The following is a 24,336-nucleotide window of genomic DNA, read 5'->3' as shown; positions in this document are numbered from 1 at the left end:
TCCCCGGAGCTCTCGGTGGCCGTCGCCTCCCGGCGACCCAGAAAACTTACAACACCGTTCGGCTCGCGCCTCCTGATCCCGTAAGCCCCGCTAACCCCTCAGCTTCCGCTCTGGGGCGCAGTCCAATAATCTACCACACGCGTGGGCAGCAGCCCCCTCACGGATCGGCGGCAAGGGCCTGGAGGGCCTCCGCCCAGGGCATGAAGCGCTCCAGGGTTTCGGCGCGATCGGCCGCCAGCACCGGATAGTCAGCCACGGCCTGGTCGCTGCCCGGCACCAGGTTCTCGGGCGAGCGGAGCAGCCAGCGCAGCGGACACTGGAGCTCGCTGAGGACCAGCCAGGCCGCAGCCAGGTCCCAGATCTTCGGCGTCGCCTCCAGGGCCGCCACGGTCTGTCCCATCGCCACACTCACCAGGTTGAGACTGGCCACGCCCAGCAGCCGGATCTTCCCGGGGAACCTCCGGTCGGGCAGTTTCTGCAGGACACCGATGGAACGGCTGCAGAGGGAGGCGCAGCCGGCGGGATGGGCCTGCAGGGAAGGAGGCCGCAACACCTTGTCGTTGCGCCAGGCCCCCTTGCCGCGCACCGCCACGATCCTCTGGCCCAGGGGAGGAACATCGAGGACGGCCAGCACGGGACGACCGTGCTCGAAGCGGGCCAGGGAAATGGCCCAGTAGGGGATGCCCGCCGCAAAATTGGTGGTTCCATCCAGCGGATCGACCACCCAGTAGGCGTCGCTGAGCGGCACCTGCTTGTTCCCCTCCTCGCTCAGCACCCCCTCATTGGGGAACAACGCCGCCAGCCCCTCCACCAGGGTGGCGTCACTCCAGCGATCGCAGGCGGTGATGAGGCTGCCATCGGCCTTGACGTCGGAGACCGCATGCCCGAAATCGGCCCGCTGACGCTCCGCCACCCGATCGATCAAGGCTGCCAGTCCAGGATCCAGGGCAGAGCGCGTGAGGGCTTGGGTCATCCGATCTCGAGGGCCAGGACCTTGCTGAGACTTCTGCCCGTATCCTCCCTGAACTGGCGGAGATTGACGCGGGCGAGCAACGCCAGGGACGCCAGTGCCACCAGCGCCTCAATCCCGAGCACGAGGGCATAGGGGGGGAACGCCGTCGCCCCCAGACCAGTGAGATCCTGGAGCCAGCGGCCCAGATCCAGCAGCCCGCCACCGAACACCTTGCCGAGCGCACGGGACATGGCCTGGGCCAGCCCCCAGACCCCCACAAAGGTGCCGGCCGCCTCGGGAAGGGTGAGGTCCAGCATCAGCACAAGGGCGCTGTTGGTGCCGATCCCGGCCGCCAGGCCGAACAGGAAGAGCACCGCCTGAAGCACTGGAACCCGGGCAGTGAGACCAGCCAGCAGCAGCAGCAGCAGGCTGGCCGCCATGAGCTGGCAGCCGAGACGGGCCGTGGCGAGCTTGCCGAGGCGGGGCACGATCCACAGACCGGCAAGCAGCAGACCGATCAGGGTGCCGATCCCCCAGAGCGCGTTGAGGGAGGCCGTCGCGGCGATCGGCATGCCGAAGACCTCGGCGCCATAGCTCTCCAGGATCGGATCCTGGAGAAACAGTGCCAGGGTGAACAAGACCAGGAACAGGAAGAAGACGAGCACCTGGCGGCTGGAGGTGATCAGGGCCCAGGCCTGCCGCAGGGTGATCCCATCGTCGCGGCTGCCCGCCTGGCTGGGGCTGCCTGGGGCGCCTCGGGATTCCATGCCCAGGGTGGCCAGGACGGTGAGCAGAAGCACCACCACCACCAGGCGGCCCATGAAGCCGAACAGCACGGGCTCCAGCACGGCCGGATCCTGAACACCGTCGAGGCCCCGCAGGCCGATGGCGATGCTGATCGCCCCGATCACGATGCCGACGGTGAGCAGACACCAGATGATGCTCACCGCCCGGGGGCGCTCCCGCTCGTCGGTGCGGTCGATGACCAGGGCCAGGTAGGGGGTGGAGGCCATCGAGATCGCCAGGCCGTAGGCCGCAAACAGACCACACAACGCCACCACCCCAGCGGCCAGCGCCAGGGAATCCCCGGCCTGCAGCAACCGCGCCACGTGGAAGATCAGCGGGATGGAGAGCACCGCAAGGCCGCAGAAGAGGGCGGTTCCGATCCAGATGTAGGGGACCCGGTGGCGGCCGGCCAGGGGGTGGGAATCGGACAGCTGGCCGAACAGCACCCTGGCGGGGGAGACGAACTGCTCGAAGGCCAGGGCACCTCCGACCAGCAGGCCGGGGAAGTTCAGCTCACTGATCATCACCCGGTTGAGCATCCCGGCGAAGACCACGGCCAGGCAGCCCAGACAGGCCTGGAAGAGACCGAGCCGCAGGGTCGGGAGCAATCCCAGGGAGCGGGGTCCTGGGACAGCCCGCGGCATTGAAGGAAGCACCGCTCAGAGGGGGCCTGGACTCGAGGCCTGGCAGGCCGGCAGCAGCGGGGTGGGTTCCACCGGCACATCGGCCGCCGCATCCGGTTTGATCGGCGAGAGCGCACGGCTGGGGCAGGCCGCGATCTGATCGAGACCGGTGCGGCGGCGCAACTCGGCCAGGTTCACGTTGTATTCCGTGATGGCCTGGGCGTAACGCACCTCGGCCTGGGTGAGGTCGCGCTGGTTGTCGACCACCTCCCGCTGGGTGGTGACACCGGCCTGGAAGCGCAGGCGCGCCAGGCGCAGGGACTCTCGAGCGGAGAGCACTTCCCGTGCCGTGGTCGTGATGTTGCGGTTGTTCTTCTCGAGGTTGAAGAAGCTCTCCTCCACCTCCTGACGGATGGAATCGCGCCGTTCGGCGAAGCGGAAGGTGTTCTCCTGGGCCAGCTGCTTGCTCTGGCGGGCCTGGGCAGCGGCGGCCCCGCCATCGAACAGCCGCCAGGAGAGGTTCAGGCCAACGGAGGTGTCGTAGGCGTTACCGGAGCTGACCACAAAGTCACCCGTGCCCTGGTCGCCATCGAACCAGGTGGACTCAAAGCCCGCAAAGATGTTCAGGAACGGCTGGATCTCGCCAAGGGCCACATTGGCCTGGCTGTTGGCGATCGAGATGTCGAGCAGGGCCTGGTCGAGTTCCTCGCGGAAGGCATAGGCCGCCACGATGCTCTCCTGCAGGGAGGGCTGCCATACCCCGAGCACACGGGAAGGGTCTGCGGCCGTGGGGGTCACGTTCTGGGGCAGATCCAGCAGGGCCGCCAGGGTGCGGCGGGCAATGGATTGCTCGGCCAGGGCGGTGGTGAGCAACTGCTGGTCGCGGGCGAGCTGGGTCTCGGCCTCCAGGACCTCGAGCTTGGTCGCCACACCAGCCTGAAACCGGGCCCGGGAATCCCGCAGGCTGATCAATGAGGCCCGCACCGACTCCTGGCCGATGCGCACCTGGTCGTCCCGCTGCTGAAGGTTGAAGTAGGCCTGGGCGGCCTGAAGGCGCAGTTCGCGCAGACCGATCACGTACTGGTACTTGGCCCTCTCGAACTGGTCACGGGCCGCAGCGATCGAGGGAGTGCGCTGGGGGTTGATCAGAGCCCACTGGGCCGTGATCGCAACACCGGCCGCCCAGCGGTCTTCGTTGGTGACCTGGGTACCCCCCAGGCGCACGTTGTCGCGCCGCTGGCCGGTGGTGTAGGTGGGCAGGGCCGTCGCCTCCAGGTTCAGATTCGGATACCAGAGGGCGATCTGGGCCCGCAGGTTGCTCTGGGCCTGGTCGACCTGGCTGGCAATGGCCTTGAGGTTGGGGTTGTTCACCTCAGCCAGGTTCTCGATCTCACTCAGGCTGAGGGGCCGCAGCTCCTGGATGGTGACCTGATCGGGTCGGGTGGGCAGGGCCAGGGAATCGGGGGAGGGCAGGGCCCGCAGGGGGGCCAGGAGCTCGGTGGCGGCTGGCGCGACGATCTCGGGGTTCACCCGTGGTCTGGATCCCTTGACATCCGGGGCCCACGGCAGGATCTGGGTGGAGCCACCGGCGCTGTCCTGGACTTCGGCTGGGGAAGCTTCCGCCCCGGCGGTCTCGGACGCGGGGGCCTGGGCGAGCGGATCGCCAACGGCCGGGGCCGCCAGCTCGGCGGTCGGGGCGGGATCCTCGCGAACCTCCTCGGCCCTGACTGAAGCGGCCGTCAGGGGCAGCCCCAGGAGCCCAAGCAGGGCCAGCCGGAATGCGGTATGGAACACGCCGTGTTTCGAGCCTTTGTTGCGGAGTTTACGGATCCTGGACAGATTTGCCGATACAAGAGGCCACCAAGTCGTCCGCACCTGTCAGAAGCTGCACCGGAACGGGCAGTTCGGCTTCCAGGCGCTCCAGGCTCATGTCATCCAGGAAGACGGGCTCGCCCTGGCGCAGCATCACGGAGGGCAGCAGCAGGCACTGCCCCAGATCCCGACCCTTGAGCCCATCGAGCAGATCGGCCCCGGTCAGCAAGCCGGTCACCACCTGGTCCTGCCCCCAGTAGGGGCTCGGCAGCCCATGCAGCACCAGGTCCAGGCCCTCGACCCGGTTGAGGCGCTCCACCACCGGCTGGAGCGCCTCGGCCACCAGCCGGCCCACAACCCAGCTCAGTCGGCGTGGCCGCGCCAGATGGGTGGGCAGCTGGCGGGTCGCCCGATCCAGATCCTCGAGAAAGGCGCGGATGCTGCCGACACCGTTCTCCTGCTGAGGCAGGTCCTCGTACTGATCCCGGGGCGGCAGCGGCAAACCTGCCAGCAGATACCACTCATCCGAAAGCCAGGCGAACCGGCTGCCGAGCTGCCGGCGGAACTGCTCCTGCAGGGGCTCCACCTGGGCAATGACCCGACGGGCACAGGCGCGATCCACCGGGATCAGGGCATCCCCGGCAGGCCGGAACCGGGTGAGGCCGACAGGCACGACCGCCGCCGAGAGCACCGCAGGCCACTCCCCTGTGGCGAAGCCGGCCAGGTCGGTGAGGGTGCGCTCCAGGGCCGGACCATCGTTGAGGCCGGGACAGACCACCACCTGGGCATGGATCTGCAGGTCGCGGTCGGCGAACCACTGCAGTTGCTCCAGCAGCAGGCCGGCCCGGGGGTTGACCAGCAGGCGGCTGCGCAGCGCCGGATCGGTGGCATGCACCGAGACGAACAGCGGTGAGAGCCGTTGCTCCTCGATCCGCTGCCAGTCGGCCGGGGTGAGGTTCGTGAGGGTGAGATAGGAGCCGTAGAGAAAACTCAGGCGGTAATCGTCATCCTTGAGGTAGAGGCTGCGGCGCCGACCGGGGGGCTGCTGGTCGATGAAGCAGAACGGGCAGGCGTTGTTGCACTGGCGAAGCCCGTCGAACAGGGCCTCGGTGAACACGAGGCCGAGCCCCTCATCCAGATCCTTCTCCAGCTCGACGGTGTGACGGGTGCCACTGGGGTCCTCGACCTCCAGCACCAGTTCCTCCTCCCCGACCAGGACCTGCAGGTCGATCAGATCGCGGGGACGGCGCCCGTTGATGCTCAGCAACCGGTCTCCCGGCTCGAAGCCGAGTTCGGCGCCGATCGAACCAGGTTCGACGCTGGCCACCACGGCCGGCTGGGGCAGCCTGGGCTGCACGTCGTCGGCGACAGCCAGGGCGATGCCGGCGGAGGGTTCCTTCCACATGGCCGCCGCAGGTCAGATCCGCTCCACTACCCCTCCACTGTGCCGCGCAGCCACAGCAGGATCGCCAGCCCGAACAGGAGGCGGTAAGCCACGAACAGCCAGGTGCTGTTGCGCTGCAGGTACCGGAGCAGCCAGGCGATCGCCGCCCAGGACACCACGGCAGCCGCGACGATCCCGACCAGCATCGGGATGGGGCCACCGCCGGCGGGGGTGGCCAGCGCCTCCTTCAGCTGCACGAGACCGGCCAGGGTGATGGCCGGGATGCCGAGCAGGAAGGAAAAACGGGCGGCATCGGCCCGCTGCCAGCCATCGAGCAGCGAGGCGGTGAGGGTGCTGCCGGATCGGGAGACCCCCGGCACCAGGGCCAGCATCTGGGCCAGGCCCACCACCACCCCATCCCAGGGCCGCACGGCCTGCAGCTGGCGGCGGCGGCTCCCCAGCCCCTCCGCCAGGGCAAGGAACAGGGCCATCACGATCGAGACGACGGCGATCGCGGTGAGACTGCGCAGGGGTGAGTGGTCATAGTCCGGCACCCAGAGCTTGATGGCCATTCCGGCGAGCACGATCGGCACCGTGCCCAGGGCGATGGCGAGGCCCAGCCGAGCCTCGGGATCGCGCCACTGGCCATCGCGGAAGGCCCACGCCACCCCCTGCAGCACCTGGGCCAGATCCCTGCGGAAGTAACCGATCACCGCGGCGATGCTGCCGAGCTGGATGACCGCCGTGACGGCGACGCCGGGATCGCCCCAGCCCAGCAGCACCGGCACGACCTTGAGATGGGCGGTGCTGCTGATCGGCAGGAATTCGGTGAGCCCCTGCACCACACCCAGCACCAGGGAACGCCAGCAGGCCTCCAGGAGGCTCAGATCTCCGATCGACCCAGCGGCCTGCTGCATCACCCCAACCCTGTGTGAGCTGACCCTATGGCCAGGGGCGCGCGATTCACCCCTTAAGGTTGGACAACTTTCTTCACAAGCCAGGTGATCGGGGCCCGTCCCAGCACGCTCACAGCGCCACTGGTCCCGACACCGCTGGCCCCTGCCACACCCGTGGAACCGGCGCCCTGGGCGCCCGCTGGCAGCTCTGCCTGGGGCGGCCGCTGGGCCGCGTGGGTTTCCCTGTCCCGTGGTCCCTGGTCCGCGGGCCTGGTGCTGAGCAGCGCCCTGCTGGTCACCCTGCCGGTCTTTCTGCAGGCCCCCTGGGTGCGGATCTCCCCCGCCAGCGCCGCCGCGTTCACGGCCGTGCTGCTGGCAGCCGGCCTGGCCCTGGAGCGGTGCGACGCACCCGGGCGCCGAAACGCCGGGCTGCTGCTGATCGGCTTTGCCGGCAGCTGGCTGGCGGGCTCACTGTTCTGGGGCTGGGCCCGGCTCCATCCGCTCTGGCACCTGCCGATCGAGGCCATCGCCCTGCCGCTGGCCCTCGGCGGCCTCACGATCCCCCGCTGGCGGCTGGCCTGCGGCTTCTACCTGGGCTCCCTGCTCGGCACGGCGGCCACCGACGCCGCCATCGCGGCCACGGGGCTGATGCCCCTCTGGCCCGCGGCCCTGGCGGCCTCACCGGCGGAGGCCGCCCAGCTGCTCCACAGGGCTGCGGAACAGGTTCTGCAGCCCGCGGCCCTCAGCCTGGTGGGCTGTTGTGCACTGCTGCTGCTGCAGGCGAGTCGCTGGCTGTGGCAGCGGGGCGAGGCCGGCCGGGTGGCCAGTGCGGCCCTGGCCACCACCCTGGCCGTGGATGGACTCTTCCTGCTCGCCGCCCTGCTGGCACCTCGGCTGAGCGGCCTGATCTGAGCGGGGCCATTCCCGCCCCCAGGAACGGCCCGGGGCGAGCGGATCAGCGGCCCCGGCTCCGGCGGCGATCTGAAGATCTGCAAAAGGCTGGTCCGGGCTCGAGCGGGAGCCTGGCCTCCTTCTGTAGCGTTGTGAGCCGGTGGCTCGTCCACCTCTGTCTCCCGCCCACCTACGGAGTGTCGTCGTGATGAAACGGCTGGTTGCCTGGTTGATGAGCGGTGTGGTGCTGGCCGGCCTGCTGGTCACCCTGGTCCTTCCCCCCGCTGCCGTTGCCGCTGAGCTGCGGAACCTGGCAGACGACAAGATCGCCGAACGGGGCGACAAGGTTGACCTCAACAACAGTTCCGTGCGTCGCTTCCAGGACTATCCGGGGATGTACCCCACCCTGGCCGGCAAGATCGTCCTGGGCGGGCCCTACGACAGCGTCGACGACGTGCTGAAACTGGACCTGACCGAGCGCCAGAAAGAGCTCTTCAACAAGTACAAGGAGAATTTCACGGTCACCCCCCCGGCGATCGCGCTCAATGAAGGTTTCGACCGGATCAACGACGGCCAGTACCGCTGATCCCGCTGCTTAAGCTCAGCGCACCGTTGAAAGCCGTCGGGGCCTTCCGGCGGCTTTTTTCATGCCGGCAGCTGCCGGAAGCCCCCAGCCTTGATGGCGCAGTTCGACTGGGATGTGGTTGTGGTCGGGGGCGGAGCCGCCGGTCTGATGGCCTGCCTCGAGCTGCCCGCAGATCTGCGCGTGCTGCTGCTCAACAAGGAGCGGGCACCCCGCTCCGCCAGTCGCTGGGCCCAGGGCGGCATCGCCGCGGTGACGCGACCGAACGACAGCTTCGCCAGCCATGTGGCCGACACCCTCAAGGCGGGGGCAGGGCTGTGTGATCCGGAGGCCGTGGACCTGCTCGTCCATGAAGCCCCGGCCTGTGTCCGGCGGCTGCTGGAGCTGGGCATGGCCTTCGACCGCGATGGGGGCGCGCTGAGCACCACCCTCGAGGCCGCCCACAGCCACCGCCGCGTGCTGCACGCCCAGGACCGGACCGGTGGTGCCCTGGTGGATGCCCTGGAGCGGGAAGTGCGCCGGCGGCCGGGGCTGGATCAGCGTCAGGGGGTGGTGGCCCTGCAGTTGTGGGTGGAGGACGGCCGCTGCTGCGGCCTGCAGGTGCTCGAGGCCGGACGCATCCACTGGCTCCGGGCCAGGGCGGTGGTCCTGGCCACCGGCGGCGGCGGCCACCTGTTCGCCCACACGACCAACCCGGCCCAGTCGAGCGGCGACGGCCTGGCCATGGCCTGGCAGGCGGGGGCCCAGGTGAGGGATCTGGAGTTCGTGCAGTTCCATCCCACAGCCCTGATGCTGCCGGGAGCGCCCCATTTCCTGATCTCCGAGGCCGTGCGCGGGGAAGGGGCGCGCCTGCTCGACAGCAGCGGGGCCAGTCCGGTGGAGGGCCTGCCTGGCGGCGATCTCGCCCCGCGGGATCAGGTGAGCCGCGCCCTCGCCCGGCGCATGCGCGAGCAGGGGGTGGACCATCTCTGGCTGGACCTCCGACCGGTGGGGGAGCGGCGTCTCGCCAGCCAGTTCCCGACGATCCTGGGCCGTTGCCGCGAACTCGGCCTGGAGCCCACGGCCGCGCCGCTGCCGGTTGCGCCTGCCGCCCACTACTGGATGGGGGGCGTCAGCACCGATCTGCGGGCTGCCACCACCGTGCCTGGCCTCTACGCGGTGGGGGAGCTCGGCTGCACCGGCGTGCACGGCGCCAACCGACTGGCCAGCAACTCCCTGATGGAATGCCTGGTCTTCGCCAGGCAACTCCGCCACATCCGGCTGACGTCCAGCGGTCCCGCCGGCAGCAGCTTCGCCAGCCCCGGATCGGAGCAGGTCCTGGCTCCCCCCGCCACCAGCACGGTGGCCCTGAAAGCCAGGATCCGCTATCTGCGGGACCGCTGCTGGCAGGTGGCGGGGGTGGAGCGGCAGGGTCACCAGCTGGTGCCGGCCCTGCGGGACGTGCGGCGGGAGCGGCTGGAGGTCGAGACCGATCCCTGTTGGCAGCGGCTGCACACCCAGCCGACGCATCAGGTGCTCAGCCTGGATGCCGCCACCCAGCAGGGGGTCCGGCATCTGCAGGAGCTGCATCAGCGGCTCGTGCTTGCCGAGCTGCTGATCGAAGCGGCGCTGTTCCGGGTGGAGAGCCGGGGCGGGCACTTCCGCACTGACGCCCCTGCTCCCCAGCCCTTCTGGCGCGTTCACACGACCCAGATGCTGGCCAGCTCCATCCGGACCATCGCGGTGGGGGGTGGGACAGGCCCGGTGGAGGATCAGCCCCGGTAGCCGCTGAGTTCAGCGAGCTTGGCCAGGGGCTTGACGCCGGCGTCGAGCTTGCCGTTGATCTCCCAGGTGGGGAAGCCCTCCACCCCCTTGCTGTCGCAGAGGGCCTTCTGGCTGTTGCGCCCATCGGGCGCGCACTCGATCACCTTGAGCTTGGCGGTGGCCTCCTTGCCGAACAGTTCCTTCTGCTCGTGGCAGTGGGGACACCAGTAGGCGCTGTACATGACCGCGCCGCTGCTGGTGAGGTGCTCGGCCAAGGCCAGGGTCTCGGGCGTGCTCGCGCTGAGCACCGCCGGCGGCACACCCCGCGCGGTGACGACCTCCGGACGATCGACCGCAGCGGCCCAGCCCAGACCCACCAGCCCCACCACCAGGGCCACCAGGATCGTGCGGAAGAGCAGCTGGCCGCGGTCACCCCAGTCGCCCCCGATCAGGCTGAGCACCAGCAGCGCCACACTCAGCAGGGCCGAGAGCACGCAGAAGAAGCAGAAGGCCTGGATCTTCAGCACCATCACGCCCATCAGCAGCAGGCTGAAGACCGCCATGCCCGTGCTGGTCAGCAGCAGGCCCCACCAGCTGAGGGCCCCCAGGCGGGTGCGCAGGTCACCCCGCAGCACCAGGGGGAGCAGCGCCATCAGCACCACGGCCAGGTAGGCCAGGAAACCGAACAGCGAGAGGGGCTGGCCGAACAGGGTGCCCCAGGCACTGTTGAGCACCTTGTCGCAGCCCTCAGCGCCGCCCGGACAGGTGAGGGCGCCAAGCCAGCCCCATCGCTTCAGGGTGATCGAGCCGGTGTCGATGGCACCCACCGTGGCCAGCGCGGCGAGAGCCACCCGTACCCAGCGCTTGGCGGGTTCAGCGCGGCGGCGGCTGGAACTGAGGCGATCGCTGAGGCGGCTGGAGGTCACGAGCAGCAGGCAGTGGGCGGATTCTCGCAGCAACGCCACCGCCCTGCCCCATAGGGTGGAGGATCGGCCGGCGTCCGCCCATGAGCACCCCCCGCAAAACCGTCGCGTTCACCCACCTGGGCTGTGAAAAGAACCGGGTGGACACCGAACACATGCTCGGACTGCTGGCCGAAGCCGGCTACGGGGTCTCGGCCGACGAGAGCGACGCCAGCGTGGTGGTGGTGAACACCTGCAGCTTCATCCAGGACGCGCGCGAGGAGTCGGTGCGCACCCTGGTGGAGCTGGCCGCCCAGGGGAAGGAGCTGATCATCGCGGGATGCCTGGCCCAGCACTTCCAGGAGGAACTGCTCGAATCCCTGCCGGAGGCCCGCGCCATCGTGGGCACCGGCGATTACCAGCACATCGTTTCGGTGCTGGAGAGGGTGGAGGCCGGCGAGCGGGTCAACCAGGTGAGCGCCACGCCCACCTTTGTGGGCGATGAGCACCTGCCGCGCTACCGCACCACCAGCGAGGCGGTGGCCTACCTCAAGGTGGCCGAAGGCTGTGACTACCGCTGCGCCTTCTGCATCATTCCCAGGCTGCGCGGTGATCAGCGCTCCCGTCCCATCGAATCGATCGTGGCCGAGGCCCGCCAGCTCGCCGCCCAGGGGGTGCAGGAACTGGTGTTGATCAGCCAGATCACCACCAACTACGGCCTCGACCTCTATGGCGAGCCCCGGCTGGCCGATTTGCTGCGGGCCCTCGGCGCGGTGGAGATCCCCTGGATCCGGGTGCACTACGCCTACCCGACGGGGCTGACTCCGGAAGTTCTGGCCGCCTACCGGGAGGTGCCCAATGTGCTCCCTTACCTCGATCTGCCCCTGCAGCACAGCCATCCGGAGGTGCTGCGGGCCATGAACCGTCCCTGGCAGACGCAGGTCACCGGTGGGCTGCTGCGCCGGATCCGCGACGCCCTGCCCGAGGCGGTGCTGCGCACCACCTTCATCGTGGGCTTCCCGGGCGAGACCGAGGAGCACTTCCAGCACCTGCTCGATTTCGTGGCCGAGCAGCAGTTCGACCACGTGGGCGTGTTCACCTTCTCCCCCGAGGACGGCACCCCCGCCGCCGACCTGCCCAACCCCGTTCCGGCCGCCGTGGCGGAAGAGCGCAAGCACCGGCTGATGGCCTTGCAGCAGCCGATCGCCGCCGCCCGCAACAGCCTCTGGGTCGGGCGGATCGTGGATGTGCTGATCGAGCAGGAGAACCCCAGCACCGGCGAGATGCTGGGCCGCTGCTCCCGGTACGCTCCGGAAGTGGACGGGGAAGTCCGCGTGCACCCCGGGGCCGCAGGACTCTGCGCCTCTCCCGGCACGATGGTGCCCGTGCGGATCACCGCAGCCGACACCTATGACCTGATCGGTGAAGTGGTCGGGGCCGCCGCCATGGTGGAGGAGGCTCTGGCCGCCGTGGGACCAGCCCTGGGCTGAGCGGGATCAGAAGCGCAACCCGACCGGTAGGGCGAACGGCGGGGCGGCTTCCAGCTCAGATCAGCGGGGGTTGGCTCAGATCAGCTTGATCCCGCGCAGCACGACGGAGGCCAGCAACGCGGCGGTGAGGCCACCGCCCACCAGAGCCAGATAGATCGCGGCACCCATGGCGGTTTCAACGCAATTACGTGGGGCCATTACAGCAGAGCCCGGGGATGGGCGGCAGCGGGTGGCCGGGATCCCTAGGGTTGGGTCTCACCCAATCCAGGGGGTAGCCCAGAGCACTGGCTTCATCGCTCCGCAGCTGCCACGAAGCTGAGCCGCCGCCACCGTGCAGGGGTCGATCGGGTCTGGAGCGGGCCTTGCCGAGGCCCATGGGCCTCGGACGCTTCGTGGGCACTCCTCTCGTCTGCCCCTCGGATTCCTCCATGCGCACTCTGCTGATCTACCCGGAATTTCCCAAGACGTTCTGGAGTTACGAAAAAATCCTGGAACTGGTGAACCGCAAGGTGCTGCTCCCACCCCTGGGAATGGTCACCGTGGCCGCCCTGCTCCCCCAGCAGTGGCCGATGAAGCTGGTGGACCGGAACGTCCGGGAGGTCACCGAAGACGAGTGGACCTGGGCGGAGCTGGTGGTGATCTCGGGAATGATCGTCCAGAAGGACGACATGGCCGCCCAGATCGCGAGGGCCAAGGCCCGGGGCCTGCCCGTGGCGGTCGGGGGCCCCTTCGCCAGCTCCACGCCCGATGCCCCGGAACTGGATCTGGCCGATTTCAAGGTGCTCGACGAGGGGGAAATCACCCTGCCGCTGTTCATCGAGGCGATCGAACGGGGCGAACGCAGCGGCCGGTTCAACGCCGGCGGCGAGAAGCCGGATGTGACCGGTACGCCGATTCCACGCTTCGATCTGCTCGAGATGGAGGCCTACTCCGAGATGTCGGTGCAGTTCTCGCGGGGGTGCCCCTTCCAGTGCGAGTTCTGCGACATCATCGTGCTGTACGGGCGCAAACCCCGCACCAAGGAACCTGACCAACTGATCGCGGAGCTGCAGCGTCTGTATGACCTGGGCTGGCGCCGGTCGGTGTTCCTCGTCGACGACAACTTCATCGGCAACAAGCGCAACGTCAAGCGTCTGCTGCCGGCGCTCAAGCAGTGGCAGATCGAGCACGGGTATCCGTTCAGCTTCGCCACGGAGGCCTCCGTGGATCTGGCCGCCGATGAAGACCTGATGCAGATGATGGTGGAGTGCCGCTTCGAGAGCGTGTTCCTCGGCATCGAAACACCGGACGAAGCCAGTCTCGAAACCGCCGGCAAGCGCCAGAACACCCGCAGTTCCCTCGATGAATCAGTCGACCGCATCACCTCCTACGGTCTGCGGGTGATGGCCGGCTTCATCATCGGGTTTGACGGTGAGAAGCAGGGGGCGGGCGATCGGATCGTCGATTTCGTCACCCGCACCGGCATTCCCCACGCGATGATGGGGATGCTGCAGGCCCTCCCCAACACGGCCCTGTGGCATCGCCTGGAGCGGGAGGGGCGATTGATTCAGGACTCCGCCGCAGCGAAGGGCGTGAATCAGACCAACCTGCTCAACTTCGTGCCGACGCGCCCGATCCGCGACATCGCCAACGAATACGTGGAGGCGTTCTCCCGGCTTTACGAGCCCAATGCCTACATCGACCGGGTTTACCACTACTTCCTGAAACTGCCTCCCCAGAAGTACAGGGAGTTCCTGATCCCGGACAAGCGCAGCGGCCAGAAAGGAACCAGCTGGGTGGACATCCGGGCCCTGGGCATCATCGTCTGGCGCCAGGGTTTCCGCCGCGACACCCGCTGGCGGTTCTGGAAAGCGCTCTACGGCATGGCACGGCACAACCCCCAGCGCTTCACGGGGTTCATTTCGATCCTGGCTCACAACGAGCACTTCCTGGAGTACCGCTCCATCGTGCGGCGGGAGATCGAAGCCCAGCTGGCCCTGCTCCCCCCCGAGCCCCCGAAACCGTCGAGCAAGCCCGCGCCGGAGCTGGTGTCCGCCTAGACCCCGGCCTGTGCACCTGGTCCGGACTGATCAGTCCTGGATGTAATCCAGACCCTGCTCGAGGCACCACTGCGCCTTCTGCAGTTCCCGGCCGAGGTAGAGCGCGTGGTCGAGGCGGCTCAGGGGGTGGGGGTCTTCGCCTTCGGTGAGGGCGATGCCCAGTTCCTTGGCGGTGCGCCCCCGGTAGATCGCCAGGGGCTGGCGGGGACCGCCGCCCCGGCAGCTGAGCACCTCGCCGGTGTCGGGATCGGTCGCCAGACCCCGCGCGTCGATGCCGTTGCCGTAATGCTCGGCGATCAGCTCGCCGGCGTCCCGATCCAGCTTGATCAGGAAATACCCGGCCGGATCCAGAGCGATCACCCGGCCCGAGAGCCCGTCGTCGAGCTCCTGGCGCCGCTTCGAGAGCGGGGGACGATCCTCAGCCGGGCGCTGGGGGCACGGCGGTGGCGATGGACTGTGGGACATGGGGGGGATCGTAGGCAGCGTTGAAGGGCAGCTCGGCATTGATGGCCTCGATCTCGCGGGCCATGGCGGCATTGGCACCGGGGAGCCAGTTGCGAAGGATGGTGTCGAAGCGTGGGTCGCTCCAGCGGTGGAGACTCACCCGCGGCTGGGCCACGAATCCACGGCGCCGCTTGTGGCTGCCGCCTGCCCCGGGGTCGAAGTGGGCCAGGCCCGTCTCGATGGCCCAGGCGATGGGGGCGTAATAACAGACCTCGAAATGGAGGCAGTCGAGGTCCACATCACTGCCCCAGTAGCGGCCCCACAGATGGTCCCCGCCACGCACGCACAGGGACATGGCCAGGGGCTCACCAGGGTCGCCCCGATGGGCGCTGAACAGCACCAGATGGCGACGCAGCCCCGGGTCGGCGGCCAGCGCCGCGAAGAAGGCCTCGCTGAGGTACTTGCTGCCCCAGGGCCCCCAGCGGGCGCAGTGTTGGGCGTAGAAGTCGTGCATGCGCTCCACCAGCGGGGCCGGGATCGCCTCGCCCACCAGCGGCGTCACCTGGACACCCGCCTCCTGGACAGCCTTGCGTTCCCGCCGGATGTTGCGGCGCTGGTTGGCATTGAAGCTGGCCAGATAGTCCGAGAAATCGGCGTGGCCCGGATTGCTCCACTGGCTCTGCTGGTTGATCCAGACGGCACAGCCCGCCGCCTCGGCCAGGGGTCTCCAGGCGGGATCCACGTAGAGAAAGTTGCAGCTGAGGATGCCGTGCTCCAGGCAGAAGGCATCGATCAACTCCAGCATCAGGGCCGTCAGTGCGGCGGCATCCTCCCCCGGCGCGATCAGGAAGCGGTAGCCCTGCACCGGGCTCACCGGGCTCATGCCCACCAACTTGGGGTAGTAGCGCAGGCCCAGCTGGCCGGCGAGCTGGGCAAAGCTCTGATCGAACACGAACTCGCCGTAGCTGTGACCCTTGAGGTAGAGCGGGGCCACCGCCAGCAGCTGCTCGCCGCGCCAGAGGGCCAGATGGCAGCTCTGCCATCCCTCCCGGGGGACCACGCTGCCGCTGTGCTCGAGCTCCCGCAGCCAGCGCCAGCGGTAGAAGGGCAGATCATCGGCCAGCAGACCATCCCAGGCCTGCTCCGGCAGCTCTGCGATGGACCGGTGCCAGCGGGCGAGCAGCTCAGCCATGGCGTGGGCAGTCCGGCCGGGGCAACCTAACCACCGGGGTCCGGGCGTGACGCACGCCGGCGGTAGTGGAGGAGCCACTCCCCTCCCCCCAGATCGCGGCCTTCGAGCAGCTCCCAGTGGGAGGGATGGTCCAGGGCCGGCAGCTCCAGCCAGTGCGCTGGCCCCCCCAGCAGAAGCGGGCAGAGGGTGAGCTGCAGCTCATCCACCAGGTCCTCGGCCAGCAGCGCCCCGGCCAGGGCGGCGCCGCCGAGCAGGACGAGCCGCTCCAGGCCCCCCCGAGCCAGGTGCGCCAGAGCCTCTCGCCAGGGCCCCAGCGCCAGGTGGCGGTCAAAGCCCGGCGGGGCGGTGACGGTGGACGGTGCCAGCAACCAGCGCTGCAGCGGCTGATCCCAGAAGGGCAGGCCGGCAGGCACGTCGCCCGAGCGGCTCACCACCACGGCCGCGGGCTGGGGGGACAGGCCCAGCTGCCGACGCCGGGCCAGCAGATCGGGGGCGTGGATCAGGCAGGTGCCGCCGTGGAGACGCAGGGTCCGGGCGCCGATCAGGCAGGCGTCGGCCCAGGTCAGGGCCTGCTCCAGGGCGCGGCGGTCTCCCGGGCCTCCCAGCTGGGCCGCACCACCGCTGGGGGGTGCGAGCCGGCCATCCAGGCTGATCGCCAGCACCAGGCGCAGCGTGGGCAACCCGGCGGCGGCGAGGGGCACGGGAGCGTGGATCAGCGGGCGACCAGGGCCTCCAGGGCGGCCGGCACCATCTCGAGCTGGGGGATCTCGGCAAACACCTCGGCGGCGTTGTTGGGGCTCTCCTGCAGCCGCACCTTGTGCAGACGGGCACCGGTGGCCGCGATCGGAGCCGTGAGCAGATCGGCGATGTGCAGGGCGATGTTCTCGGCGGTGGGGACACAGGTGGCGAAGTGTTCCACGTCCTTGTTGAGGAAGGTGTGGTCGAAGGGCTCCACCACCAGGTCGTCGACCAGGCGCTGAAGCTCGGCCAGATCGCAGACCATGCCGGTACGGGGATCGATCGGCCCCCGCACGGTCACATCCAGCAGGTAGTTGTGGCCATGGCCGTGGGGACGGGCACACTTGCCGTAGATGGCTTCGTTGTCCGCCTGGCTCAGCTCCGGACGGGCAAGGCGATGGGCCGCCGCGAAGTGGGTGCGGATCGAGAGGAAGGCTTCCATGGGAAGGGAGGCGTCGGGGGAGTCCGGGGAGGGGGGCAGCAGGTCGACCCAGAGATTGGCCTGCTCGTAGAGCCGCAGACCGGCCAGGGGCAACAACGGCGCCAGGCGGCTCCAGATGGCACGGCCCAGGGCTTCGGTGGTGGGGAGGGTGCCCTCCGGGCGGGAAAGATCGAACTCCGGCCACACCGCGTTGAGGAAGCGGTAATCGAGCTGGGCGGTCACCTCGGAGCGGATGGCGTGCTTCACCTCCGAGAGGTTGAGCACCATCCCGTCGGCATCGAGGGGACCGGCCATCGCCACGATGAGCTCGTAGTTGTGGCCATGGCCCGGGGCCAGACTGCAGAGACCGAAGCGGGCGAGGTTCTCCTCCTCGGAGAGTTCCGGCAGCCAGTAGTGGTGGCTGGCGCTGAATATGGCCCGTCGGGTGATCAGACAGGGCCGTCCCTGGCCGTGACCGCGGGAGACGGCGGTTCCGGAGAGATTCCCCTGGATGGGTGGCGCGACGCCCTGGGCCGGCCTGGCACGTGCCGTCATGGGGCTCGAACGCTGGGGCTCCATCCTAGAAACGAAGCCTGTTTGCCGAGGGAGAGGCCATGGTCGCAACCGAGCACCAGGGGCTGGCCCGGCGCCTGCAGGGCCTCAACCTGTACCTGGTGGGGATGATGGGCAGCGGCAAGAGCGCGGTCGGCCGTCCCCTGGCCGAAGCCCTGGGCTATCGCTTCATCGATGCCGATCAGGTGCTGGAGGCGGCGGCCGGTCGCCCGATCCCCCGGATCTTCGCCGCCGATGGCGAGGAGGGTTTCCGGGAGCTGGAGACCTCCGTGCTCGGTCAGATCAGCGGCTGGCACTCCCTCGTGGTGGCCACCGGGGGTGGGGCGGTGACCCGGCCGCAGAACTGGGGACACATGCACCAGGGGGTGGTGATCTGGCTGGATGCGCCCGAGCCCCTGCTGCTCAGCCGGCTGTCCCACGACCCCACGCCACGCCCCCTGATGGCCGCCGCCGATCCGGCCGAGCGCCTGGCGGCCCTGATGGCGACCCGACGCCCGCTGTACGCCCAGGCCGACCTGCGGATCAGCCAGGCCGGCGGGCAGGGGCCGGAAGCCGTGGCCGCCATGATCCTGCGGGACCTGCCGTCGATCCTGCGGGAACGTCCCAGCGCCCCGGAGGATCCCGTGCTGCTGCGCGACGGGGACGGAGCCCTGACCCACTCCCTCAACTAACCACCGGCCCCGGGAGGATCCAGCCGCACGGCGAACCACTGGACGGCCCTGCCTGGCTCGATCTCCAGTTCACAGGCCGTTTCCAGCAGGCGTTCGGCCCGGGCGCGAGCGCCGTCCAGACCGGCGAGGTCCGCCGGCACGCTGCTCAGACCGGCGAGCTGGCTCTCGAGCCAGCTGAGCGTCTCGGCCGCCGTGAGGATCTGCTCGCCCCCGGCCGGCTCCAGCACCACGTAATGATCGAGTTCCCGCATCAGGGGATCGGACATGGGCAACGCGCTGGTGGGAGTCATCCTGGCGCTGTGGCTCGCGGTGCTGCCGACGGGTTCGGGGCAGCTGGGCGAGCGGCTGGGCCAGTGGCCCGCCTGGCGGCTGCCCGCCCCGCTGCCCCGGCCGGGATCGGGCGATCTGGTCTACCCGACCTGGCTGGAAGGGACCTGGGCGGTCCAGGAGGATGGCCACCGGGCCGAGGGTCCCGGATTCCGCGTTCGGTTCCTGAGGCTCCCGGGTGGTTCCGTGGTCGGAGATCGGGCCTTCAATGCGCGGGCCATGGGGCGGGCCCAGCTGGGGGAGGACCTGCTGGGCGTGGAGGACGATCCCTCCAATCCCAACCGGCAGATCGCCCGGTTGCGCGGTCCTGGAGGGGCTCCCCTGCAGCTGGAGTCACGGGTGATCGGCAGGCGGCAGGAACAGCTCGGGGCCGGCACGTTCCTGGCCGACGAGCTGGTGCTGCAGGTGCTGCACGGCCCTGGGAATCCGCGGGTGAGCCGGGTGGAAACCCTGAGCCGCTTCGCGCTCGCCGCCGATGGCGCCATCGCCGTGGAGCAGTGGCAGGCGAGCTATCCCTCCCCGGCCGAGGGTCTGGTGGCCGCCCCGATCCGCAGCGAGCACCGTCGGTTCCGACTGCAGCCGATCAGCTCCGACCCACCTCCACGAGGATCCGATCCCGCCAGCTGAACAGGGGTTCCAGCAGGGGATGGTCGGCGATCCCACAGACACCGTGGCCGGCCAGCGGCGCGCCGGCACTGGCCGGGAAGTGCAGCAGGGAAAGCTGGGCCGCCACCGCCAGGTCGGCCAGGCTCAGCCCTGCTCCCACCAGGTAAGGGCGATCGGCGATCAGCACGGCGAGCTGCTCGAGGTTGCTCTGGAGTTGGCGGCGCTCCTGGGGCCCGAGCAGAGCGGTGACCGTCTCGCCGAAGCCCGCCAGCCAGCCACCCGGCAACCCTGAGACCAGCTGCCTCAGGGGCCCGGGGGTGGCCGCGGGCAGCAGCCCGGAACGCAGCACCGGATCGCTCACGGCCGCCTGCAGCAGGGCCAGGCGTGCCCCGGCCGCCAGAGCCGTATCGGCCCAATCCTCCAGCAGCAGCACCAGGGCCCTCTGCTCCGGCTCCGTGGGCAACAGCGCCGGCAGCGGATGCTGCGCCTCGAGGTGCAGCGCAATGGCGCTGGAATCGGCGATCACCTCGGAGCCATCGACCAGCACCGGCACCTGGCGCTGGCCCGAGAGGCGGAACAGCTCGAGCTGGCCCACCCCCGGGGTCACCTCGACCACGCTGTAGTCGAGCCCCTTGGCGGCCAGCACCAGCCGGACCTTCTCACAGAAGGCGGAATGCCGGAACTGGTGGAGCTGCATGCGTCAAGCCCGGAGCCAAGGCGGCAGAGTAGCCAGCAGGCATCAGAAGAGGGGTTCCCGGAGGCCATGAAGGACTTCCTGCTCAACGTGACGCGCTACCCGCGCTATCTGATCGCCTTCGGGCTGGGGGTGGCCAACTCGGTGCTGGAGCCCCTTGCCGCCCGGGGGCGCAATCCGGTGACGGCCGTGGCCCTGATCGGCGCCGCCATCAGCGGGCTGCTGAGCCTGGGGCTGATTCTGCGTGCGATGGTGAACCCTGTACCGATGGCTTAGCCATGGCGCAGGGGCGACGGGTGGAACGGGTGGCCTCCCTGATCCGCCGGGAAGTGAGTGAGCTGCTGCTCACCGGCATCAAGGACGAACGGGTCGGCCAGGGCATGGTGAGTGTCACCACTGTGGATGTGGCTGGCGACCTTCAGCACTGCAAGATCTTCGTGAGCGTGTTCGGCAGCGACGCCGACCGGGAACTGGCGATGGCGGGACTGCAATCCGCCACCCCGTTCGTGAAGGGAGAGCTGGGACGCCGCCTCAAGATGCGCCGGACACCCGACGTGCGCTTCGTGCTGGACCGGGGGATCGAGCGGGGAACCTCCGTGCTCAGCCTGCTGAACCGGCTGGAGGAGGAGCGCAGCGTGCGGGGGGATGGGGAAACCGCCGACCCAGGCACCGCTGCCCAGGACAACAACGGGCCGGCCTGAGCAGGGCATGGATGGGCGGGGGATGCAGCCGGCATGACGCGATGAGCCCCATGGCAACGGACCATCCCCCCGATCCGGGCCTGCGGCGTCTGGTGGCCGAACTGCTGGTCGTGCGTGCCAGCGGCCATCTGGCCGACCACCAGCGGCGTTATCCCCGCTGGGAACTGGCCAATGCCGAGCTGCGGGAGCTGCTGGAGCTGGGGGTTGGCGGGGTGATTCTGCTGGGCGCCGGCGCCGCCGAAGTGGCCCTGCGCTGCGACCAGCTGCGGGAGTGGGCCGGCCAGCCCCTGCTGCTGTGCGCCGATGTCGAGGAAGGGGTGGGGCAACGCTTTGAGGGGGCCAGCTGGCTGGTGCCGCCGCTCGGCCTGGGGCGGCTGCACGCCCGGGCTCCGGCAGAGGCCCTGACACTGGCGGAGCGCTACGGCCGCTGCACCGGCCAGGATGCCCGGCGCCTCGGTCTGAACTGGGTGCTGGCGCCGGTCTGCGATGTGAACAACAACCCCGCCAACCCGGTGATCAACGTGCGGGCCTGGGGGGAGAACCCGGACACCGTGGCCGCCCTCGCGGCGGCCTTCTGCCGCGGGCTGCAGGCCGAGGGTGTCCTGGGCTGTGCCAAACACTTCCCGGGCCACGGCGACACCAGCTCCGATTCCCACCTGGAACTGCCGACCCTGCCCCACAGCCGGGCCAGATTGGAGCGCATTGAACTGCCGCCCTTCCGCAGCGCCATGGCCGCGGGGGTGGAGGCGGTGATGACCGCCCACCTGCTGCTGCCCGCCCTCGATGGCAGCCGGCCCGCCACCCTCTCAGCTGCGGTGCTGACCGATCTGCTGCGCAGGGACCTGGGCTTCGAGGGCCTGGTGGTGACCGATGCGCTGGTGATGGAGGCCATCAGCCGCCACCACGGCGCCGGAGAGGCTGCCGTGCTGGCCCTGGCCGCCGGGGCTGACCTGGTGCTGATGCCGGCCGATGCCCACCAGGCCCTGGCGGGCATCGAAGCCGCCGTGCTCAGCGGCAGGCTGGAGCGGGCGCAGCTGGAGGCCAGTGCGGAACGTCGCCGGGCGGCCCTGGACCGGGTGCGACCGGCCGGCGGCGATCCTCGCCTGGCCCCGCAGGCCGATGGGGCCCTGGAGGAGACCCTGGTCCGGCGGACCCTGGAAACCAGCACCGGTGCCCGGCCTCGACGCTGGGAACCGGCCAGCCATGGTCAGGGCATCAACCTGGTGCGGCTGGACACGGCCCTGCAGGCACCGTTCCTGCCCCTCGGCGCGCCTGCCCTGGCCACACCCACGGCGGCCGGACTGGCGCCGTGCCTGGTGGATGGGCTGGGGCCCCGGCTCTGGGGCGACGATCCGGCCGCCCCTCTGGAGCTGGGGCGGCTCGGCAGCGGCCCCGTGCTGGTGCAGCTGTTCGTGCGGGGCAACCCCTTCCGGGGCACCGCGGGAGGCGATGAGCCCTGGCCGGCGGCCATCGCCCAGCTGGTCGGCGCCGGACGGCTGGCCGCCCTGGCGGTCTACGGCAGCCCATACGTGTGGGAGAAGCTGCGGCCCCTGGTGCCCGCCCCGATCCCCGCGGCCTACAGCCCCGGCCAGATGCCCCGGGCCCAGCGGGCCGTCCTGGAGGCCCTGGGCCTGGGGCACACTGGCGGCCAGGAGGGCTTCACCGACTGAGGCCCCTGCCCTGCATGCAGACCTGGTGAAGCCGCCGCCGATGCTGAGCCTCTCGATGATCGTGCGCAACGAGGCGCTTCGGCTCGAGCGCTGCCTGACTTCGGTGGCCGGCTTCGTGGACGAGATGGTGCTGCTGGACACCGGATCCACCGACGACACGGTGGCGATCGCGAAGCGCTGCGGTGCCGTCGTGCACAGCATGCCCTGGCCCGGTGACTTCGCCCCCGCCCGCAATGAAGCCCTGCGCCGCGTGGGCGGGGACTGGGTGCTGGTGCTGGATGCCGATGAACAGCTGCTCGAATCCGCCCACGCACCACTGCGGGAGTGGATGCGGCAGCCGGATGTGCTGCTGGTCAATCTGCTGCGCTTCGAGCGGGGAGCCCGCCAGTCGCCCTATTCCAGCGTGAGCCGCCTGTTCCGCCGGCATCCGGCACTCCACTGGAGCCGGGCGTACCACAGCCAGATCGATGACAGCGTGCTGGCCCTGATCCAGCAGGAACCCGGCTGGCGCATCGTCGACTGCGCCGAGCCCGCCCTGGTGCATGACGGCTACACGCCCGAGCTGCTGGCCACAGGAGACAAGGCGCACCGGCTGCGTCGGGCGATGGAGCAGGAACTGGCCAGGGATCCCCATGACCCCTATGCCTGCGCCAAGCTCGGCAGCCTGGAGGTGAGCGAAGGCCACCGCGACCGTGGGATCGCCCTGCTGCAGCGCGGACTGCAACACTGTCCCGCCACGGCCGTGCCGGAACGCTACGAACTGCTGCTGCACCTGGGCCTGGCCCTGGCGCCCCGGCACCCCCAGCAGGCCGCAGGCCTCTACCGCCAGGCCCTGGATCTGGGCCTGCCCGCGCGCGTCAGCCTCGGAGCCCGGCTGAACCTGGCCGCGCTCCTGTGTGACAGCGGCCAGCTGGTCGAGGCGGCCGCCCTCTGCCGTGGGGCCATCCAGGCGGCACCGGAGGTGGGGCTGGCCTGGTACAACCTGGGGCTGATCGAACGGCGGCAGGGCCAGCTGCCCGGGGCCATCACCGCCTACCGCCAGGCCCTCGGCCTCGATCCTGGCCATGCCGAAGCCCATCAGAACCTGGCGGTGGCCCTGCTGATGAGCGGGGACATCGTCGGCGCACGGGCTGGCTTTCGCCAGGCCATCGGGCTCCTGCAGCAGCAGGGCCGCACCGCCGAGGCCGAGGATCTGCGCCGACGGGCCGCGTCACTGGTGAAGCTGGAGGACTGACCCATGACCCATCCCCACCCCCCCGAGCGGCCCCTGGCCGGCCGCACCGTCGGCGTGACCCGGGCCGAGACCCAGCTGGGGGAAGCGCGCCGGCTGTTCGAGCAGGCCGGTGCCCAGGTGGTCGATCTGCCGGCCCTGGTGGTCACCCCACCGGATGCCTGGGGCCCGCTGGATGATGCCCTGGCCGAACTGGACGACTTCCACTGGCTCGTGTTCTCGAGCGGCAACGGCGTGGAGGCCGTGGAGCGGCGGTTGCAGCGGCAGGGCCGCTCCCTGGCCCGGCGACCACGGGGTCTGCGGATCGCCGCCGTGGGTCGCAAGACCGCGGCACAGCTCGAGGACCTTGGCGCCCCGGCGGACTTCATCCCACCGGATTACGTGGCCGACAGCCTGCTGGAGCACTTTCCCGTCTCCGGCTGGGGGCTGAGGCTGCTGCTGCCGCGGGTGCAGAGCGGCGGCCGGACCGTTCTGGCGGAAGCCTTCGCCGAGGCGGGAGCCCGGGTGGTCGAGGTGGCCGCCTACGAGACCCGCTGTCCGGAGGGGCTGCCGACGGCGGCCCTGGCGGCCCTGGAGCAGGACCGGCTGGACGCGATCACATTCAGCAGCGCCAAGACGGTGAGTCACACCGCCCTGCTGCTGGAGGGGGCCTTCGGGGAGGGTTGGCGCGAGCGCCTGGGAAGGGTGGCGGTGATCTCGATCGGTCCCCAGACCAGCAGGCGCTGCATCAGCGCCCTGGGCCGGGTGGATGCCGAAGCGAGCCCCCACGACCTCGAGGGGCTGGTGGAGGCCTGCGGCCAGGCGCTCAGAGCTCGGCCGTGACGGTCTGCTTGCCCTGACGCAAGGTCAGCCGGCCCCGGTCCACATCGATCGCCGCCACACTCCAGCCGGAAGGGAGCAGATCGGTGTTGCGGCCACCCCGTTCGCCCACACTGAGGACACCGGCGTTGCCGCCGTATTCGACGAT

24 protein-coding genes are annotated in these 24,336 nt (G+C 69.9%); 12 read left to right on the top strand and 12 right to left on the bottom strand.

Annotation, left to right across the window (positions count from 1 at the left end; all coding sequences use genetic code 11):
* Nucleotides 1-157: 157 nt before the first annotated feature.
* From ACLD7X_RS12065 to ACLD7X_RS12045, 5 genes are read right to left on the bottom strand one after another with little or no spacing between them, the layout of a single operon-like run.
* Nucleotides 158-973 carry an inositol monophosphatase family protein gene (locus tag ACLD7X_RS12065; protein ID WP_411423883.1) on the bottom strand — a complete coding sequence of 272 codons (816 nt, stop codon included), beginning with the start codon at nucleotides 971-973 and terminating at the stop codon, nucleotides 158-160.
* Nucleotides 970-2,382 carry a BCD family MFS transporter gene (locus tag ACLD7X_RS12060; RefSeq protein WP_411423882.1) on the bottom strand — a complete coding sequence of 471 codons (1,413 nt, stop codon included), beginning with the start codon at nucleotides 2,380-2,382 and terminating at the stop codon, nucleotides 970-972. Before ACLD7X_RS12060 ends, ACLD7X_RS12065 begins: the two co-directional genes overlap by 4 nt.
* A 15-nt stretch (nucleotides 2,383-2,397) precedes the next feature.
* Nucleotides 2,398-4,155: a TolC family protein gene (locus tag ACLD7X_RS12055; RefSeq protein WP_411423881.1), complete on the bottom strand. Its 1,758-nt coding sequence runs from the start codon at nucleotides 4,153-4,155 to the stop codon at nucleotides 2,398-2,400.
* Nucleotides 4,156-4,183: 28 nt separating this feature from the next.
* Nucleotides 4,184-5,578, bottom strand: a complete 1,395-nt coding sequence (locus ACLD7X_RS12050; RefSeq protein ID WP_411423880.1) for a TIGR03279 family radical SAM protein — start codon at nucleotides 5,576-5,578, stop codon at nucleotides 4,184-4,186.
* A 26-nt stretch (nucleotides 5,579-5,604) separates the two neighbouring features.
* Nucleotides 5,605-6,474, bottom strand: coding sequence for an undecaprenyl-diphosphate phosphatase (locus ACLD7X_RS12045; protein ID WP_411423879.1), 870 nt, complete (start codon nucleotides 6,472-6,474; stop codon nucleotides 5,605-5,607).
* 252 nt (nucleotides 6,475-6,726) lie between these two features.
* On the opposite strand from ACLD7X_RS12045, the gene ACLD7X_RS12040 reads away from it, so the two are divergent.
* The 3 genes from ACLD7X_RS12040 (at nucleotide 6,727) to nadB (ending at nucleotide 9,691) form a co-directional block, all read left to right on the top strand.
* Entirely contained in the window at nucleotides 6,727-7,365 is a 639-nt protein-coding gene (locus tag ACLD7X_RS12040; RefSeq protein WP_412007259.1) for a DUF3120 domain-containing protein, read from the top strand.
* Nucleotides 7,366-7,552: 187 nt separating this feature from the next.
* On the top strand, nucleotides 7,553-7,930 hold the full coding sequence (gene psbU / locus ACLD7X_RS12035) for a photosystem II complex extrinsic protein PsbU (protein WP_411423877.1): 378 nt from the start codon (nucleotides 7,553-7,555) through the stop codon (nucleotides 7,928-7,930).
* Between the two features lie 93 nt (nucleotides 7,931-8,023).
* Nucleotides 8,024-9,691: an L-aspartate oxidase gene (gene nadB, locus ACLD7X_RS12030; RefSeq protein WP_411423876.1), complete on the top strand. Its 1,668-nt coding sequence runs from the start codon at nucleotides 8,024-8,026 to the stop codon at nucleotides 9,689-9,691.
* Here the strand turns inward: nadB and ACLD7X_RS12025 are convergent.
* Nucleotides 9,679-10,635 (bottom strand): vitamin K epoxide reductase family protein, encoded by a 957-nt coding sequence (locus ACLD7X_RS12025; protein ID WP_411423875.1) that lies wholly within the window; start codon nucleotides 10,633-10,635, stop codon nucleotides 9,679-9,681. The genes nadB and ACLD7X_RS12025 overlap by 13 nt on opposite strands.
* A gap of 41 nt (nucleotides 10,636-10,676) precedes the next feature.
* Here ACLD7X_RS12025 and rimO point away from each other — a divergent pair, with 41 nt between their 5' ends.
* Nucleotides 10,677-12,062 carry a 30S ribosomal protein S12 methylthiotransferase RimO gene (gene rimO, locus ACLD7X_RS12020; RefSeq protein ID WP_411423874.1) on the top strand — a complete coding sequence of 462 codons (1,386 nt, stop codon included), beginning with the start codon at nucleotides 10,677-10,679 and terminating at the stop codon, nucleotides 12,060-12,062.
* Between the two features lie 428 nt (nucleotides 12,063-12,490).
* Nucleotides 12,491-14,101, top strand: a complete 1,611-nt coding sequence (locus ACLD7X_RS12015; RefSeq protein WP_411423872.1) for a B12-binding domain-containing radical SAM protein — start codon at nucleotides 12,491-12,493, stop codon at nucleotides 14,099-14,101.
* 30 nt (nucleotides 14,102-14,131) lie between these two features.
* Here ACLD7X_RS12015 and ACLD7X_RS12010 read toward each other — a convergent pair whose 3' ends face one another.
* The 4 genes from ACLD7X_RS12010 to ACLD7X_RS11995 are packed head-to-tail and all read right to left on the bottom strand — an operon-like array spanning nucleotide 14,132 to nucleotide 17,451.
* Nucleotides 14,132-14,566 carry a DUF4346 domain-containing protein gene (locus ACLD7X_RS12010; protein WP_411423871.1) on the bottom strand — a complete coding sequence of 145 codons (435 nt, stop codon included), beginning with the start codon at nucleotides 14,564-14,566 and terminating at the stop codon, nucleotides 14,132-14,134.
* Nucleotides 14,520-15,737 carry a GNAT family N-acetyltransferase gene (locus ACLD7X_RS12005; protein ID WP_411423870.1) on the bottom strand — a complete coding sequence of 406 codons (1,218 nt, stop codon included), beginning with the start codon at nucleotides 15,735-15,737 and terminating at the stop codon, nucleotides 14,520-14,522. Before ACLD7X_RS12005 ends, ACLD7X_RS12010 begins: the two co-directional genes overlap by 47 nt.
* Before the next feature lie 26 nt (nucleotides 15,738-15,763).
* On the bottom strand, nucleotides 15,764-16,438 hold the full coding sequence (locus tag ACLD7X_RS12000; protein WP_411423869.1) for a RibD family protein: 675 nt from the start codon (nucleotides 16,436-16,438) through the stop codon (nucleotides 15,764-15,766).
* A gap of 11 nt (nucleotides 16,439-16,449) precedes the next feature.
* The gene (locus tag ACLD7X_RS11995) at nucleotides 16,450-17,451 is read right to left on the bottom strand and encodes a 6-carboxytetrahydropterin synthase (protein WP_411423868.1); all 1,002 of its coding nucleotides are present in this window, start codon (nucleotides 17,449-17,451) and stop codon (nucleotides 16,450-16,452) included.
* Nucleotides 17,452-17,510: 59 nt separating this feature from the next.
* Between ACLD7X_RS11995 and ACLD7X_RS11990 the strand changes: the two genes are divergently transcribed.
* Nucleotides 17,511-18,140, top strand: coding sequence for a shikimate kinase (locus ACLD7X_RS11990; RefSeq protein WP_411423867.1), 630 nt, complete (start codon nucleotides 17,511-17,513; stop codon nucleotides 18,138-18,140).
* On the opposite strand, the gene ACLD7X_RS11985 is transcribed toward ACLD7X_RS11990, so the two are convergent.
* Nucleotides 18,137-18,406, bottom strand: a complete 270-nt coding sequence (locus ACLD7X_RS11985) for a CRR7 family NDH-1 assembly protein (RefSeq protein WP_412007260.1) — start codon at nucleotides 18,404-18,406, stop codon at nucleotides 18,137-18,139. The two genes, ACLD7X_RS11990 and ACLD7X_RS11985, sit on opposite strands and share 4 nt — an antisense overlap.
* Here ACLD7X_RS11985 and ACLD7X_RS11980 point away from each other — a divergent pair.
* The gene (locus tag ACLD7X_RS11980; RefSeq protein ID WP_412007261.1) at nucleotides 18,405-19,094 is read left to right on the top strand and encodes a DUF6816 family protein; all 690 of its coding nucleotides are present in this window, start codon (nucleotides 18,405-18,407) and stop codon (nucleotides 19,092-19,094) included. The genes ACLD7X_RS11985 and ACLD7X_RS11980 overlap by 2 nt on opposite strands.
* Here the strand turns inward: ACLD7X_RS11980 and ACLD7X_RS11975 are convergent.
* The gene (locus tag ACLD7X_RS11975) at nucleotides 19,051-19,770 is read right to left on the bottom strand and encodes a glutathione S-transferase family protein (RefSeq protein WP_411423864.1); all 720 of its coding nucleotides are present in this window, start codon (nucleotides 19,768-19,770) and stop codon (nucleotides 19,051-19,053) included. The genes ACLD7X_RS11980 and ACLD7X_RS11975 overlap by 44 nt on opposite strands.
* Before the next feature lie 66 nt (nucleotides 19,771-19,836).
* Between ACLD7X_RS11975 and ACLD7X_RS11970 the strand changes: the two genes are divergently transcribed.
* The 5 genes from ACLD7X_RS11970 to ACLD7X_RS11950 are packed head-to-tail and all read left to right on the top strand — an operon-like array spanning nucleotide 19,837 to nucleotide 24,191.
* The gene (locus ACLD7X_RS11970) at nucleotides 19,837-20,043 is read left to right on the top strand and encodes a DUF751 family protein (RefSeq protein WP_412007262.1); all 207 of its coding nucleotides are present in this window, start codon (nucleotides 19,837-19,839) and stop codon (nucleotides 20,041-20,043) included.
* A 2-nt stretch (nucleotides 20,044-20,045) separates the two neighbouring features.
* On the top strand, nucleotides 20,046-20,468 hold the full coding sequence (gene rbfA, locus ACLD7X_RS11965; protein ID WP_411423862.1) for a 30S ribosome-binding factor RbfA: 423 nt from the start codon (nucleotides 20,046-20,048) through the stop codon (nucleotides 20,466-20,468).
* Between the two features lie 50 nt (nucleotides 20,469-20,518).
* Nucleotides 20,519-22,138 (top strand): glycoside hydrolase family 3 N-terminal domain-containing protein, encoded by a 1,620-nt coding sequence (locus ACLD7X_RS11960; RefSeq protein WP_411423861.1) that lies wholly within the window; start codon nucleotides 20,519-20,521, stop codon nucleotides 22,136-22,138.
* Between the two features lie 25 nt (nucleotides 22,139-22,163).
* Nucleotides 22,164-23,372, top strand: coding sequence for a glycosyltransferase (locus tag ACLD7X_RS11955; RefSeq protein ID WP_412007263.1), 1,209 nt, complete (start codon nucleotides 22,164-22,166; stop codon nucleotides 23,370-23,372).
* 3 nt (nucleotides 23,373-23,375) lie between these two features.
* Nucleotides 23,376-24,191 (top strand): uroporphyrinogen-III synthase, encoded by an 816-nt coding sequence (locus ACLD7X_RS11950; RefSeq protein ID WP_411423859.1) that lies wholly within the window; start codon nucleotides 23,376-23,378, stop codon nucleotides 24,189-24,191.
* Nucleotides 24,192-24,336: the final 145 nt, after the last annotated feature.

The sequence above is a fragment of the Aphanothece microscopica RSMan92 genome, assembly GCF_046613545.2.
Taxonomy (GTDB): Bacteria; Cyanobacteriota; Cyanobacteriia; order PCC-6307; family Cyanobiaceae; genus NIES-981.
The sequence above is the reverse complement of the archived record's forward strand: the minus strand, read 5'-3'. Positions and strand labels throughout refer to the sequence as shown.